The following is a 16,214-nucleotide window of genomic DNA, read 5'->3' as shown; positions in this document are numbered from 1 at the left end:
CTCAGTTTTTTCCTTTTTCTATCATTTCCTCGGAAATTTTGCAATTCCTATACATATTTTTACAGATTTTGTCGAAAAGTAATTAGTTATAGGTTGTATAGGATGAGTGAATATTGTTCAAAATGATTGCTGAGGTGATGATGGAATGCGAGGAAGAAATAGTAAAAAGTCACAAAAGGTAGTACATTTATTTCAAAAAAGATGGGTGTTTCCGGCACTATACATTGCTTGTGCGGCGGTAATCTTAATGGTTGCGCTATGGTTCCAGGGGGCTAATCCAAAGAAAGCTCCGAACCAAGATCAAGCAACACCGTATACACAATCGGAAGATCCAGCAGTACCGGTAACAAAATCTTCAGAAGTAGTGAAAATGCCAGCTGCAGTAAATGCAGAAGTAGTAGTACAGAAGAAATTCTATGAAGATGCAGCATCAGAGGCGGAACAAGAAAAAGCACTTGTCTTTTATAACAACACATATTCCCCGAATAAAGGAATTGACATTGCTGCGAAAAACGGAAAAGAATTCGATGTTACAGCTGCTTTAAGTGGTACAGTAACGAAAGCTGAAAAAGATTCACTTCTTGGTTATGTTGTAACGGTAGATAGCGGAAATGGTGTAGCAGCATCTTATCAAAGCTTAGGCAGTGTGAAAGTAGAAAAAGGTGCAAGAATCACGCAAGGTGAAGTGTTAGGAAAATCAGGTCTAAATGCAATGAATAAAGAAGCTGGTTCTTACGTTCACTTTGAAGTACGTAAAGACAATGTGGCTGTGAACCCTGAGCGTTACTTAAATAAATCAGTAGCAGAAATTAAAGCTGATGCAGGTGCTGCAAAGGCGACAAATGCTTCTGGTAAAAAAGCTGATGACAAATCTCAAAAAGAAGAAAAGTCAACAAGCACGAAACCAGAAAGTAAAACAGAAGATAAGTCTCAAAAAGAAGAGAAATCGACAAGCGGCTCGACTAGTGATAAAGAGACGAACGGCAAACAAGGTGAGAAATCTCAAAAAGAAGAGAAATCAACAAGCGGCTCGACTAGTGATAAAGAGACGAACGGTAAACAAGATGAGAAATCTCAAAAAGAAGAAAAATCAACGAATGGTTCTACAGAATCATCTAACGGTTCTTCTTCACAAGAATAATAAAGTAAAAAAATCAGTTCTCATTAGGAGAGCTGATTTTTTTATTTTCACCCCGCATTAACGGGCAGTAAGACCCCCACCTCAAAATTCAGCGAAAGCAAAGAAGTTAGGTGGGGATCAACTGTCCGTAAAAGCCCGATTGGTTCAACTAATAATCAGTGGGGGTGAAGAGAACCCCCACTGATTAAAGTTTCACTTTATATAAAAATAATCAATTTCGAGAAAAAAGTTGCAATAACAAGGAAAAATGACGAGATTCTCGAATATATATTACAAAAGGGAGGGGATACTGTGTCATTTTTATCTGTTCTGTCGATTGCTATCATTTTATTGTTTGTTTTATTCGCTTTATATTATTATATTGCCGGTAAGAAAGAAGTCCCCCACCATCAGTTGTTAGAAGAAGAGTATGAAAGAGAAGAGTGACACCTTTTATAAAGAGGTGTCACTTTTTTTCGCCATAATTGTCATTGTTAACGTATTTCTCACAAAAAAACGTAATTTTTCTTAACTTAGTCCGCAAAAATAGTGAACATGTAGCATATATCAGTAGTGCGGGCAATACAATGGTATAAACCAATGCAAAGAGAGTGTTTGAGGTGAGAAATCGTGAATCATTTCATTATAAATCCAAGAATGTTTAACGCTTACAAACAGCACTCACATTTACTTCATAGTCGTATGCAGCGAGTCTCATTTCACACTTCTCACATCCAATTTAGGGAGGCGAGTGGTGTGCACGATTACATCAAAGAGAGAACTATCAAGATTGGCAAGTATATCGTGGAGACAAGAAAGACAGTGCGTGTAATCGCAAAGGAGTTTGGGGTATCAAAGAGTACAGTCCATAAAGACTTAACAGAACGTTTGCCAGAAATTAATCCAGAGCTCGCAAATGAAGTGAAGGAAATTCTTGATTATCATAAGTCTATTCGTCATTTAAGAGGAGGAGAAGCAACAAAGCAGAAGTATCGAAAAGAAGATACAGAAAACCCTGTGCGCCAATAAATCTAAAATAGCAAACATTCCTTGCGAATTCGGTAATAATTTTCAGAAGAATTCTTTTTGCGAATATTACGTTTCTGTTAAATTTATGATAAAATCAGAAATTAGGTGTAAAAGAATTCGGGTGTAACCTGATTTTGAATATCGAGGAGGAAATGACGGGAATGTTTGCGCGAGATATCGGAATTGACCTAGGTACGGCTAACGTATTAATTCATGTTAAAGGTAAGGGTATTGTATTAAATGAGCCATCTGTTGTGGCAATTGATCGTAATAGTGGAAAAGTATTAGCAGTAGGTGAAGAAGCAAGAAGTATGGTGGGACGTACACCTGGTAATATTGTGGCAATTCGTCCACTTAAAGATGGTGTAATCGCAGATTTCGAAATTACAGAAGCAATGTTAAAGTATTTCATTAACAAATTGGACGTGAAGAGCTTCTTTTCAAAACCTCGTATTTTAATTTGCTGTCCAACAAATATCACATCTGTAGAGCAAAAAGCAATTCGTGAGGCTGCTGAACGTTCAGGTGGTAAAACAGTATTTTTAGAAGAAGAACCAAAAGTAGCCGCAGTTGGTGCTGGTATGGAAATCTTCCAACCAAGCGGAAACATGGTTGTTGATATTGGTGGAGGTACAACAGATATTGCCGTACTTTCTATGGGTGATATTGTTACCTCTTCCTCTATCAAAATGGCTGGCGATAAGTTTGATATGGAAATCTTAAACTACGTTAAACGTAAGTATAAGTTATTAATTGGAGAACGTACTTCAGAAAATATTAAAATTAAAGTTGGTACAGTATTCCCAGGTGCACGTAGTGAAGAGCTTGAAATTCGCGGACGTGACATGGTAACAGGTTTACCACGTACAATTACAGTATGCTCTGAAGAAATTACAGAAGCACTAAAAGAAGACGCAGCTATCATTGTACAAGCTGCAAAAGGCGTACTAGAGCGTACACCACCAGAACTATCTGCGGACATTATCGACCGCGGTGTTATTCTAACAGGCGGTGGAGCTTTATTACACGGTATCGACATGCTTCTAGCAGAAGAATTAAAGGTACCAGTATTAATCGCTGAAAACCCAATGCAATGTGTTGCTATTGGTACAGGTATTATGTTAGAGAATATCGATAAATTACCACGTCGTGCATTGAAATAAAGTGAAACTTTAATCAGTGGGAGGTTCATCCCCCGCTGATTATTAGCCTTCACCAATCGGGATAAAGTGAGAAGGACTAAGGTATCAAACCTTGGTCCTTTTTATTTTTTTATATCTTTATATTTTTTTAATTTATTAAGAAAATAGAAGAAAAATAAAGAAAAATAGAGAAAACAGGTAAAATATTCATATATATGGTTAAATTTAATATTTTCATATTTGAAAACGTTTGTAATATAATGAGTCGAATACGACATTAAGGCAAAAAATGTTCGAATACATATTGCCTTTCCCTAATTTGGGCATACACTCTTTTCTACCTCCGTGTCAGTTGCTGAGAAGTGCAACTATTTTAATGGAATAGAGTGTGTGCATTTTTTTATAATAGGAAGTAAAGTATTAGTTTATCCCGCTATTTGCCGGGCAGTAAGACTCCCACCTTAAAATTCGGTGAATACAAGGGAGTTAGGTGGGAGATCAACTGCCCGTAAAAGCCCGATTGGTTCAACTAATAATCAGTGGGGGATGGCCCCCCCACTGATTAAAGTTTCACTTTATAATGACAAATAATAAACTAAATGGGATAATAACAATATGTCCAAGTGGTAAGACCAATATTGCAAAAGGGGCGATTGTTACATGCTAAATATAGAACAAATTAAAGAAATCATTCCTCACCGCTATCCATTTTTACTTGTTGATAAAATATTAGAGGTGGATGAGGGGAAAAGAGCAGTTGGAATTAAAAATGTATCTGCAAACGAGGAGTTCTTTAATGGACACTTCCCAGACTATGCGGTTATGCCTGGTGTACTTATTGTAGAAGCATTAGCACAAGTTGGTGCAGTTGCTGTATTAAAGAAAGAAGAAAACCGCGGCAGACTTGCTTTCTTCGCAGGCATCGACAACTGTCGTTTCAAAAAACAAGTACGCCCAGGTGATCAACTTCGTTTAGAAGTAGAAATGACGCGCGTACGTGGTCCAATCGGAAAAGGAAAAGCAATCGCAACAGTGGATGGTGAAGTTGCGTGCGAAGCTGAAATTACATTTGCAATTGGTGATAAAAAAGAATAGATAGAATAGAAAAATCTTCTTGTGAAAATACAGGAAGATTTTTTTATTTACCATATATATCGATATAAACAGAAAAACACAAACTAGTCAGAAAATTAGTTGTGAACTGATTTTAATTACCATATAATTACTTTATCATTTATCTCGATTTTGAGATAAATGATAAAGGCATAAAAGAAGTGAAGATATTGTCATATTGTTACGGTTTTTACATAGGACAAAATAGAATGGCATGGAGTATGGTGGGATATGGGAGAGAGTGGACGGATTTACCAGTGGAAATAAGTGGGGAATAAGCGTAATATATCGATCATGAATGAAATAGGCGTGTATATCGATCATATAGAAATAGGCGTAAATGGTCGCGTTTGAAAAAAGGAGACTAGAACATGTTCGGGAGAAAAAAAAGAAATTCATTAAAACAATTAATTACACATAAAGAGCCTAAATCGCGTATTGCAGAACAATACCGTAACATTCGTACAAATATTGAATTTACATCTGTAGATACTCATATTCGTTCTCTTATTGTTACTTCAGCAGATCCAGGTGACGGAAAAACGACGACAGTTGCAAACTTAGCAGTTGTTTTCGGTCAACAAGGAAAGAAAGTTTTAGTAATCGGAGCTGACTTACGTAAGCCAACGATACAAAACTTATTTGCAATTCATCATTCAAATGGATTAACGAACGTATTATTAGGACAAGCAAAATTAATGCAATGCATTCAAAAAACAGAGATAGAGAATGTATACTTAATGGCGTCAGGTCCAATACCACCAAACCCAGCAGAACTGTTAGGAAATCGAGTAATGGACGAGGTATTACTAGAAGCATATAACATGTTTGATATTATTTTAATAGACACACCGCCTACTCTTGCGGTTACCGATGCACAAATACTGGCGAACAAATGTGATGGAGTCATACTTGTCGTGCGCAGTGAAAAAACAGAAAAAGATAAAATAGTAAAAGCAAAACAAATTTTAGAAAAGGCGTCTGGTAAACTACTTGGTGTCGTTTTAAATGATAAAAGAGAAGAAAAAGAGCAGTATGGCTATTACTAAAATAACAATAAAATGAGTCGATAAGGAATACTTATTGGCTTTTTTTGAATTTTTCAAAAGAATCGCATTGCATTATACGGAAATCGTAATATAATGAAAAATTTGGGAAATTGATGGAATGTGTTGTCATATTTAAGATTATTTTGTAAGATTATATATGTTTTTAAATAACAACCATACATAGATATTACTAAAATAAAAAAATATAAGATTATATGTTATAATTTTTCTTATGTGCAAATTTTAGAAAGTTGGAGGAACTTATGGAAGAAACAATTAGTTTAAAAGAGTTATTTCATATTTTAAAAAAACGTTTAGCAATGATCCTCGTAATTGCCTTTGGTGCGGCTATAGTAAGTGCTGTCATTAGCTTCTTCTTCATGACACCAATCTATCAATCTTCAACGCAAATTCTTGTGAATCAGAAGAAGCAAGAAGGGACAATGATTCAAGCAGGTGAAATACAAACAAATATTCAATTAACGAATACATATAAGGTTATTATTAAAAGTCCAGTAATCTTAGATCAAGTGAATGAAAAATTAAATTTAAATATGACAGCGCAAGCTTTAACAGGAAAAATTAATGTTGCAAATGAAAAAGATTCACAGGTCATTTCGGTAACAGCTGAGGATAAAGATCCGAAAGTAGCTCGTGATATCGCAAATGCAACTGCAGATGTATTTAAAGGTGAAGTTGCAAAAATTATGAATGTCGATAACGTAACGGTATTATCGAAAGCAGAAGTTGGAGAAAATCAATCTCCAATTAAACCACGCCCGATGTTAAATGTAGCAATTGCTTTTGTTGTTGGTTTAATGGCTGCAGTTGGTCTTGCATTCTTACTAGAATACTTAGATAACACAGTGAAAAAAGAAGAAGATGTAGAAAACTTACTTGGCTTACCAGTATTAGGTATTGTAGCTCGTATGGATGAAGAAACAACGAACGTGAAATCACATGCTCCATCATCAAGAAAAGTGAGGGGACAAACAATTGGCTCTTAATAGTTTATTTAAAAAGAAAAAAAATCAACGTCAACGTCGTCAATTAATTGCTCATCAACAACCGAAATCACCAATTTCAGAACAATATCGTAATATTCGAACAAACATTGAATTTGCGTCTGTGGATACAAATTTACATTCATTGATAGTAACGTCAGCGAATCCAAGTGAAGGGAAAACGACAACGACAGCGAATATGGCAGTTGTTTTCGCTCAACAAGGAAAGAAAGTATTATTAATTGATGCAGATATGCGTAAACCGGCGATGCATCAAATGTTCCAAGTTGATAATATTTTCGGATTAACGAATGTACTAACACATAGTGAACGTTTAGAGAAGTGTGTACAAACGACATCAGTTGAGAATTTGCACTTCTTACCGTGTGGTCCAATCCCGCCTAATCCAGCGGAATTGTTAGGTTCAAAATCAATGCAGGAACTTCTTGCACAAGCATATAGTATGTACGACTTAGTTATTTTTGATTTACCACCAATTTTAGCTGTAACAGACGCACAAATTATGGCGAATGTATGTGATGCATCCATTCTTGTCGTTCGTAGTGAATCGACAGAAAAGGAAACAGCGGTAAAAGCAAAAGGATTATTAGAATCTGCAAAAGGTAAATTATTAGGCGTTGTTCTGAATGATCGTGAAAGCGAACAAGGCTCATATTATTACTACGGTGCAAACTAATTAATAGAGTGAGATATGGTAAGAACATATCTCCTTTTTTCCCTTGAATATGAGATTTATCTCATATTCAAGGGAAAAAAGATTTGTATACGAGAGGGAGGATGAGAAGAATGATTGATTTACATTGTCACATTTTACCTGGCATCGATGACGGTGCACAAACAGTAACAGATAGTTTAGCGATGGCACAAAAAGCTGTTCAAGAAGGAATTCATATAATTGTCGCAACACCACACCATCAAAATGGAAAATATGTAAATGAACGTACTTCTATTATTCATCAAGTGAAACAATTAAATGATGAATTACAACAAAATGAAATTCCACTCAAAATTTTACCAGGGCAAGAGGTCAGATTATATGGTGACTTACTTGAAGACTATGAGGCTGGTAAAATCGTTACTTTAAACGAAACGAATAAATACATATTAATTGAGTTTCCATCTAATCATGTACCTCGCTATGCAGAACAACTATTATATGAACTACGCGTTAAAGGAATGATCCCAATTATAGTTCATCCAGAACGCAATGCCGAGTTAATCGAGCGGCCAGATAAGTTATACAATCTTGTAAGTAAAGGTGCATTAACACAAGTAACGGCAGGAAGTTTACTGGGGAAATTCGGCAAAAAGATAAAAAAATTCTCACTACAACTCGTTGAACATAATTTAACGCATATGATCGCATCAGATGCACATAACACAACAACAAGAGGATTTCATTTGGCAGAAAGCTACGAATTAATCGAAAAAGAATTTGGAATAAACGTGATGAGTGATTTAAAAGAAAATCCGTATGTATTAATTAGCGGAAAAGCAATTTATAAAGAAGATCCAGAACAAATTCGTCGTAAAAAATTGTTCGGTATTTTTTAATTTAAGAGCCTTGGTGATGTCTCCTAACCGTTATCAACGGGGGCACTCGGTTGTGCTGTGGGTAGAAATTATATTTCAACCTACCTTAGATGCTTGTCGTCGGGAGTGTGACGTGAGGATGGGTTAGATGCCCACCAAAAATATAAAATTTAGATGAAAACAATGTTGAAAAGGTGGTATTGTCATGAATAATAAAGTTTGTGTAATAGGTTTGGGATATATTGGATTACCGACAGCCGGTCTCTTAGCTGCAAAAGGTTTTGATGTGGTTGGAGTGGACGTTAATAAACAAGCTGTGGAAAAAATTAATAACGGGAAGGTACATATATATGAACCGGACCTAGATGTATTGGTAAATAAGACGGTTAAAGAAGGAAATTTAAGAGCAGCTATTGAACCTGTCGAAGCAGATGTATATATTATTGCTGTTCCGACACCATTTCAGGAAAATAATAAACCAGACTTGAAATTTGTTGAATCTGCGACAAGATCTATAGCTCCTTATGTAAAAAAAGATTCCTTAATTATTTTAGAATCAACAAGTCCAGTGGGAACAACAGAAAAAATAGAAAAGTGGATTTTGGAAGAACGATCAGATTTGAAAAATGAAACGAACTTATACTTTGCTTATTGCCCAGAAAGGGTATTACCAGGGAAAATTTTAAAAGAGTTAATTGCAAATGATAGAATTGTTGGTGGCTTGAATGTAAGGTCAGTGAAAAAAGCAGCAGAATTTTATCGGAAATTTGTAAATGGGGAAGTTCTAGAAAGTAATTCGAGAACAGCTGAAATGGCTAAACTTACAGAGAATGCATTTAGAGATGTTAATATAGCATTCGCTAATGAACTCTCTTTAATATGTGATCAGCTAAATGTAGATGTTTGGGAACTAATAAATTTAGCAAATCATCATCCAAGAGTTAATATATTAAGTCCAGGACCTGGTGTTGGTGGACATTGTATAGCTGTTGATCCATGGTTCATTGTAGATGCTGCACCTGAGTATTCAAAACTTATACGTACGGCAAGGAATGTTAATAATTATAAACCACAATATGTTATAGAACAAATTGTTAAACAGGCAAAAAAAATAAACAACCCTAAAATTGCTTGTTTGGGATTAGCTTTTAAAGCGAATATTGACGATTTACGTGAAAGTCCATCAGTGGAAATCGTGAAAAATTTAGCAGATTTAAATATTGGGGATGTTTATGCAGTGGAACCTAATATTGGAACATTACCTAAGGAATTAGAAGCAAAAAACATAATTTTAGTTGATACAGATCAGGCTATTAATCAAGCTGATATTGTAGTCTTTTTAGTAGAGCATGACGCTTTTAAATCAATTGATAAGATGATATTAAAGAATAAAGTCATTATAGATACGAAAGGGATTTTTAAGGAATTATCATGTAATGAAAATTTGTTGCAAGTGTAGTATTGAGGGAATTTTATGGACACTAATCAGAAACAAGGATTTTTAAATAGTATATTAACAATGATGACGGGTACTGTGCTAGCACAGATTATCACCTTACTATCTACTTTTCTTTTAAGTAGATTGTATGGACCTGCTGATTTCGGAGAGTTGGCATTATTTGTAAGTTTATCGGGTATTGTGGGTATAATTTCAAGTTTTAGTTATGAATTAGCGATTGTTATACCTAAAAAAGATGAAGAAGCATTTTCAATAGTTTTTATAGGTTTTATTATATTGATAATTGTAACGGTAATGACAAGCTTAGTAATAGGCTTGTCATATTTTTATTATGGACAGGATCGAAGTTGGAATAGTATTTGGTTAATTATGTTCCCTATAAATGTATTTTTTATGGGCCTATACCAAATTTTAAATTACTGGTCTACAAGACAAAAAAGATTCCATTTATTATCAAAAAGTAAAATTGTACAATCGTTTAGTATAGTAGGTATTCAATTACTAATAGGTATGTATGTCATTAAGGATTCAATAGGATTAATAGTAGGACAAACAGTGGGACAATCTTTAGGAGTATTTGTGATAATAGTATTTACTTTAAAGAAGGATATGCTTTTCTTGAAAAAGGAAGTTAATTGGGAAGCGATAAAAGGGATATTAAAAAAATATAAAGATTTTCCTATCTATAGCACACCATCAAATCTATTAAATTATTTTTCTCAACAATTACCCATATTAATACTAAGCTTCTTTTTTGGGAGTGTAGTTAGTGGATATTATTCTATGGCGTATAGGTTACTAGCAGCACCGATGAGTTTAATAGGGAGTTCAGTAGCTCAAGTTTTCTTCCCGACAGCTAATGCAATTAAAAATAAAAAGAGTCTGGGGGAATTATCTTTCGGAATATTCAAAACATTGTTCGCGATAGGGCAACTGCCGTTTTGTATACTCATTATTATTGCTCCAGAGTTACTCTCTTTATTCTTAGGAGATAAATGGGAAGTTTCCGGGGAATATTTACAATGGTTATCTTTATGGTTATTATTCGTCTTTATTACTTCACCTATATCACAATTGTATGCTATTTTAGCAAAGCAAAGAATGGCATTGATCTTTAATGTATGTACATTTACATTAAGATTTTTAGTATTAGTTTTTGGAGGTTTGTTAAATAACCCGAATATTAGTGTGGGGTTATTTGGCTGTATAGGGGCCCTTTCTATGTTTGTACAATGTGTCTATTTGCTGAAATTGGTTCAAATTGAAATAGGTATAGTTATTAGATTTTTTATTAGTAAAATGTTAATGACAATACCCATTTTAGTTGTAATAAGTACATTAAAGATTGTTTTTTCTATTAATATAGTTGTATTAACCATTATTTCAATAATACTTATTTTATTGTCGTATGGAATACACTTTAAAGAAAAAATTAAAAATAGTATTTTAAAGAATGAGGTGTTAAATAAGTGATTTACACTTATATTTCTAGGGATTCAAATTCTTTTAAAAACACAACGGAGGATTTTATCTATACTCATGGGTATTGTTATTATAAAAATAATTTAATTGAAAATAATATAGATTTTTGGTCCATCTCAGATTGGAAATCTTCTAATGAGTGGATTTCCAATTTAAATGAACTTAACGGATGCTACAGTTTGATTAAGAAAATTGGAAAACGACTATATGCAGCAGTGGATCGAATAAGAAGTTATCCACTATTTTACGCTGTAAAAGACAAGGATTTCTTTATAAGTGATGACATTAATTGGATTATTAGTCATTTTAAAGGGATAGAGTATGATGAACTAGCACAAAAAGAGTTTTTACTAACGGGCTATGTGACAGGTGCAGAAACATTATATAAAGATATAAAGCAACTACGGGCAGGGGAATTATTAGTTGTTGAGGGTTCTAACGATGATATAGAACTTGAAGTTCATAATTATTTTATTCCATTTAGTGAAGAAGAAAAGCTGAAAACAAAAGAAGTACACTACGAACTAGAAATTATGCTGGAAAAAGTTTTTAGAAGATTAGTAGATTCTATTAAAGGAAAAAAGGTTATTTTACCTTTAAGCGGCGGTTATGATTCTCGGCTATTAGCGTTGATGTTAAAGAAATTCGGTGTTGACAATGTATTATGCTATACATATGGAAAAAGAGATAATTGGGAGGCTAAAATATCTTATGAAGTTGCAAAGCAATTAGGATATGAATGGGTATTTGTTGAATACAATTCTCAAAAATGGAAAGAAAACTTTGGCTCTAAAGTAAGAGAGGAATATTATCAATACGCTGATGGTGAATGTGCTATACCGTGTATACAGGATTTTCCGGCTGTTTGGGAGCTAAAGGAGCAAGGTTTATTACCGGAGGATTGTATTTTTATTCCAGGTCATACGGGTGATTTCTTAGCTGGTAGTCATATACCTAAGGAATTATTAAAAGATAATGAATACTCTTTGGGACAATTAACCAATTTAATAATAAAGCATCATTACATTCTCCAAAATTATCATCTATATAATAAGGAGACAAAGGAAGAACTTCAGATTAAAATAAAAAATGAATTAGAAAATGTGGGGTTTTTTAGAAAAGAAAAGGCGATTAATGCTTTTGAAAGATGGGACTGGAAAGAAAGGCAAGCTAAATTTATTGTGAATTCTGTACGTGTCTATGAGTTTTTTGGATTTGATTGGAGATTGCCTTTTTGGGATTATGAATTTATACAATATTGGTCTAAAGTTCCATTAGAATTTAGAATAGATAGATGGTTTTATAATGAATATATCAAGAAAATTGGTTCTGATTTAGAAATTCCAGAACCTAATCCAACTCCAAAAGTTCCAATGTTGAAAGAAGTTGGTAAAAAAATCTTAAGTATTCCAATTATAAGTACGTATGAGGAAAAGGTAAAAAGAAAATACAGAGTAGCAAAATATTATGAAATTTATACCAATCATTTTCTAGATTGGTACTCTATTATTCCAATAGAAGTATTTAAAAACAACTATTCCGGGATTGAAAATATAAATTCGTTTTTAGTAAAACAAAGATTAGGAAAAATTGAATTTTGAGCGCATAAGGGAGAAATAATACATGGGAGTTAAAGGGATTATAAAGTCAAAGGTTCGAGATTTAAGGTTTTTTAAGGAGTATTTTGATATAGTTGAGACGAAAATCCCATTAAGTTTTAAACAATATATAAAATATAAACTGAAAAAGAAACGAAGTAATATTTACTGGCCGGTACATAAAAATTCAATTGTAAGTGGAAATGTGAAAATAGGTATTAATAGTTCAGTAGGGGCTACACCAGGATGCTATATTCAGGGGATTGGTGAGGTTATTATTGGTGATTATACTATTCTTGCTCCAAATGTAGGGATTATAAGTTCTAATCATGATTTTTATGATTATCGAGTTCATCATAAAAATAAGGTTGTTATAGGGAATTATTGTTGGGTAGGTATGAATGCAGTTGTATTACCAGGCGTTGTCTTGGGTAATCATACTATAGTTGCTGCAGGTGCCATTGTAACCAAAAGCTTTGAAGAAGGATACTGTGTAATTGGAGGTAATCCAGCTAAAATAATTAAGAGGTTAGATAGGGAATTAACGATAGACTATAAGGATGAATACGAATACTATGGTTATATCCCTAAAAGTAAATTTGAAGAAATACATTAATAATAAATGTATTTCTAGCTTAATGAAGCAGGAGAGACGACATGAAAGTAGGATATTTAATAGTTGGTATGGATGTTGGAAAAGTTAATGGGGTTAATAAAAAAATATTATCTACTATAAGAGAGTGGAAAAAACAGGGGAAAGATGCTCGGTTAGTAAATATATGTAAAACACCTCAGGAAATACATCCAGATTTTAAAGATTTAGAGGGAAATATTTTAAATGTATTTATAAAGTCTAATGTTGAGAGGTTATTTTCAAAAACATTATTTAAAGAAGTATATCAGTGGAATCCGGATGTGATTTATGTGAGAGGGGTTCAATATGGAGGTCCCTTTTTTAAATTATATAGAGATTTTACTGTAATTCAAGAAATGAATACAAATGATTTAATGGAAATGAGAAAGTTCTTTATAGAATCTATGAAAAATCTTAATTTCCAAAAAATAATATCCGCAGGTATGTATTTATCGCTAAGAAACATATCTTTAAAGAAAATGTCTGGATTTGTACTTTTAAATCATGAATTAAAAAAAATAATTCCTAATAATAAACCATATACAGTGGTAGGAGATGGAATAGATTTAAGTAAATATCAATCAATTGAAAGAAAAAATAAAATAAAAAAGCATAAGGATATTGTTTTTATGTGTACAGCTACTCATAAATGGTATGGTCTGGATAAATTATTTGATATAGCTAATAAAAATAATATGCATAAATTTCATATTATTGGCTTGAAAAAAGAAGATGTTACGTATAAAGAAATTCCATCTAATATAGAATTTCATGGTTTTTTACCCGAAAAAGAATACAAAGAAATTTTATTGACATGTGATGTAGCAATTGCTAGTTTGTCGTTACACGTCATCGGCATGACGGAAGGATCGCCACTTAAAGTGAGAGAGTATTTAGCTTATAGATTACCTGTAATCACTGGTTTTTTTGATACTGATTTCATGCATCGGAAGGATACGTTCATGTTACAGTTACCTAGTGAAGAAAATAATGTACATGAGAATGGAGAAAAAATTAAAAAATTTATAGATAACAGCGATCAACTAAAAGTAAATTTAAAAGACATAGAGCATTTAGATTATGAATATAAAGAATCAAAAAGGTTACAGTTCTTTAAAGAAGAAAATTGTAAAAAGATGGTGTAATAGATGCTAATACAGTTACTAATTTTTTTAGTATATTATTTTTTAGGGATGGCTTTTGTATATAAAATGACAAATGGTTTAAAAAAACAAAGGGCTATGATTATCTGTTACTATTCTCTATATTCTATGATGATTATATGTAACTACTATTTTCATATATTTGATAGTTTTTTGTTAGATCCAGACTTTTTCTCTAAAAGATCAAATGAATTATTGGAGATTATAATTAATCCTAATGTTAGTATTTTTGAAGAGCTTTCAAAACTAAATGCAGCTAACATAGGGGCAAATTTATATATGATTATCATAATAATCCCATTGATGTGTCTCACTTTCAATTATCCCCCTTCGATAATCTTAATCCTATTTGTTTTGTTTGTATTTGCAGTAATTAAATTAATAGAACTGCATAGGGACCGACTAAGTGATAAAGGAATAAATATTTTATTACTACTTTTATTTATGTACCCAGCACTATTTTTACATAATATGGTGTTGATGAGGGAGTCTATAGGGGTGAGTGTGACGATCCTATTAATATACTCTCTATTAAATTTAACAAAATCAATAAAATATAAAATAGGTTTTTTGATTAGTTTATTCCTATTGACAATGATAAGGTCTCAAAACTTTCCAGTTGTGATTGTATTACTAATAATATATATATTCTTATTTCAAGGTATTAGAAAAAATAAAATTTTATTCTCTTTATTAGTAATAGGGATTATATTGGCATTGGAAACTGAGTATGGATATTATTTGGGGAATATTGATGTGCGATATATATCTAACTACAGAATTGGGAATGCTAATTTACCGCAAGCTTACCTTACAAATATTAATTTAAGTAGTTGGTGGGACGTTATTAAGTATTTCCCAATGTTATTGTTTTATTACGTATTTTCTCCGTTTCCTTGGCAAATTGAGAATTTTAGGTTTTTATTTAATACAACAGATTCTTTATATATCACTATAATTTCCTTGTTATTTATCAAATATACATTGAATGCTAAATTAGATAAAAGGGATTACTTTATATTTATTTTTGTATTTATATTCCTGGGAAGCTACAGTCTATTGGAAGTTTATCATGGTGGAGCAGTGAGACATAGAATGCCTCAGATTATATTACTAATACCATATGCAGCTATGAGTTTCAAAAAAGCTAGTATGAATAGAGAGAAGTGATTACATGAAATATTCTATTATAATTCCAACACTAGGAGATAGGGAAGAGGAGTTAGAAAGATTATTAGATAGTTTATTAGCACAAGGCAGTGTAGAGCTTGAGATTATTATTGCATTGCAAGATAGTGATTCTAAATATGTAAAATCAGTAATGGAAAAATATAATCGATTAGATATTATATTATTAGAATTAGAAAAAAGAGGTTTATCTTATGCGCGAAATAAGGCTATTCAACATGTAACTGGAGATGTTTTAGTGTTTGCAGATGACGATTGTTGGTATCCGCCAAATAAGTTTATTGAAATTCAAACTCTGGTAGAAGAAACTGAAATTACTACGTTTAAAATATACGATCCTAATACAAATAGATATTTTAAAGAAAATTACCTAAAAGAATCAAAAAACCTAAGTAAGTATGAATTATTTAAAGTTTCCTCAATTGAAATTTTTATTAACTTAAAAAGGGTTAAGATAGAAGATATTATATTTGATGAGAGGTTTGGAGTAGGGGCTCAGTATGAATTAGGAGAAGAAAATACATTATTATTAGATTTATATAAGAAAGGGTATAAATCTAAATTTATTAATGATATTGTAACTTTCCATAGGGTAATGAAACCAAGGATAGATAAAAAAGGAATTTATGAAAAAAGTATATTTTTTAAAAGGAATTTTAATACCTTAGAAGCATTCTGT

General features: G+C 32.5%; 16 protein-coding genes. All 16 read left to right on the top strand.

What is annotated here, in order from left to right; genetic code table 11:
- Positions 1-145 precede the first annotated feature (145 nt).
- Positions 146-1,141, top strand: a complete 996-nt coding sequence (gene spoIIQ / locus JTF23_RS19560; RefSeq protein ID WP_204209433.1) for a stage II sporulation protein SpoIIQ — start codon at positions 146-148, stop codon at positions 1,139-1,141.
- A 291-nt stretch (positions 1,142-1,432) separates the two neighbouring features.
- Positions 1,433-1,567 (top strand): hypothetical protein, encoded by a 135-nt coding sequence (locus tag JTF23_RS19555; protein ID WP_002016211.1) that lies wholly within the window; start codon positions 1,433-1,435, stop codon positions 1,565-1,567.
- Positions 1,568-1,876: 309 nt separating this feature from the next.
- Positions 1,877-2,149: a sporulation transcriptional regulator SpoIIID gene (spoIIID, locus tag JTF23_RS19550; protein WP_002089714.1), complete on the top strand. Its 273-nt coding sequence runs from the start codon at positions 1,877-1,879 to the stop codon at positions 2,147-2,149.
- A gap of 161 nt (positions 2,150-2,310) precedes the next feature.
- Positions 2,311-3,312 (top strand): rod shape-determining protein, encoded by a 1,002-nt coding sequence (mreB, locus tag JTF23_RS19545; RefSeq protein ID WP_002130035.1) that lies wholly within the window; start codon positions 2,311-2,313, stop codon positions 3,310-3,312.
- Positions 3,313-3,951: 639 nt separating this feature from the next.
- Positions 3,952-4,386: a 3-hydroxyacyl-ACP dehydratase FabZ gene (gene fabZ, locus JTF23_RS19540; protein ID WP_000931959.1), complete on the top strand. Its 435-nt coding sequence runs from the start codon at positions 3,952-3,954 to the stop codon at positions 4,384-4,386.
- 389 nt (positions 4,387-4,775) lie between these two features.
- Positions 4,776-5,453, top strand: a complete 678-nt coding sequence (locus tag JTF23_RS19535) for a CpsD/CapB family tyrosine-protein kinase (RefSeq protein WP_204209432.1) — start codon at positions 4,776-4,778, stop codon at positions 5,451-5,453.
- Between the two features lie 263 nt (positions 5,454-5,716).
- Complete coding sequence (locus JTF23_RS19530; RefSeq protein WP_204209431.1) at positions 5,717-6,460, top strand: YveK family protein; 744 nt, start codon at positions 5,717-5,719, stop codon at positions 6,458-6,460.
- Positions 6,450-7,154 carry a CpsD/CapB family tyrosine-protein kinase gene (locus JTF23_RS19525; RefSeq protein ID WP_204209430.1) on the top strand — a complete coding sequence of 235 codons (705 nt, stop codon included), beginning with the start codon at positions 6,450-6,452 and terminating at the stop codon, positions 7,152-7,154. The genes JTF23_RS19530 and JTF23_RS19525 overlap by 11 nt, the downstream gene beginning before the upstream one ends.
- A gap of 110 nt (positions 7,155-7,264) precedes the next feature.
- Entirely contained in the window at positions 7,265-8,032 is a 768-nt protein-coding gene (locus tag JTF23_RS19520) for a tyrosine-protein phosphatase (protein ID WP_204209429.1), read from the top strand.
- A gap of 184 nt (positions 8,033-8,216) precedes the next feature.
- Positions 8,217-9,470, top strand: coding sequence for a UDP-N-acetyl-D-mannosamine dehydrogenase (gene wecC / locus JTF23_RS19515; protein WP_204209428.1), 1,254 nt, complete (start codon positions 8,217-8,219; stop codon positions 9,468-9,470).
- A 15-nt stretch (positions 9,471-9,485) separates the two neighbouring features.
- Positions 9,486-10,943, top strand: coding sequence for an oligosaccharide flippase family protein (locus tag JTF23_RS19510; protein ID WP_204209427.1), 1,458 nt, complete (start codon positions 9,486-9,488; stop codon positions 10,941-10,943).
- Positions 10,940-12,553 (top strand): asparagine synthase C-terminal domain-containing protein, encoded by a 1,614-nt coding sequence (locus tag JTF23_RS19505; protein WP_204209426.1) that lies wholly within the window; start codon positions 10,940-10,942, stop codon positions 12,551-12,553. The genes JTF23_RS19510 and JTF23_RS19505 overlap by 4 nt, the downstream gene beginning before the upstream one ends.
- 22 nt (positions 12,554-12,575) lie before the next feature.
- On the top strand, positions 12,576-13,166 hold the full coding sequence (locus JTF23_RS28145) for an acyltransferase (protein WP_204209425.1): 591 nt from the start codon (positions 12,576-12,578) through the stop codon (positions 13,164-13,166).
- 41 nt (positions 13,167-13,207) lie between these two features.
- Positions 13,208-14,329, top strand: coding sequence for a glycosyltransferase (locus JTF23_RS19495; RefSeq protein WP_204209424.1), 1,122 nt, complete (start codon positions 13,208-13,210; stop codon positions 14,327-14,329).
- A gap of 3 nt (positions 14,330-14,332) precedes the next feature.
- Entirely contained in the window at positions 14,333-15,517 is a 1,185-nt protein-coding gene (locus tag JTF23_RS19490; RefSeq protein ID WP_204209423.1) for a hypothetical protein, read from the top strand.
- 4 nt (positions 15,518-15,521) lie between these two features.
- A partial coding sequence (locus tag JTF23_RS19485) for a glycosyltransferase family 2 protein (protein WP_204209422.1) occupies positions 15,522-16,214 on the top strand: 693 nt, incomplete at its 3' end.

Origin of the sequence: Bacillus sp. RIT 809, assembly GCF_016892495.1 — a bacterium.
In the GTDB taxonomy this organism is placed as follows: domain Bacteria; phylum Bacillota; class Bacilli; order Bacillales; family Bacillaceae_G; genus Bacillus_A; species Bacillus_A cereus_U.
The sequence above is the reverse complement of the archived record's forward strand: the minus strand, read 5'-3'. Positions and strand labels throughout refer to the sequence as shown.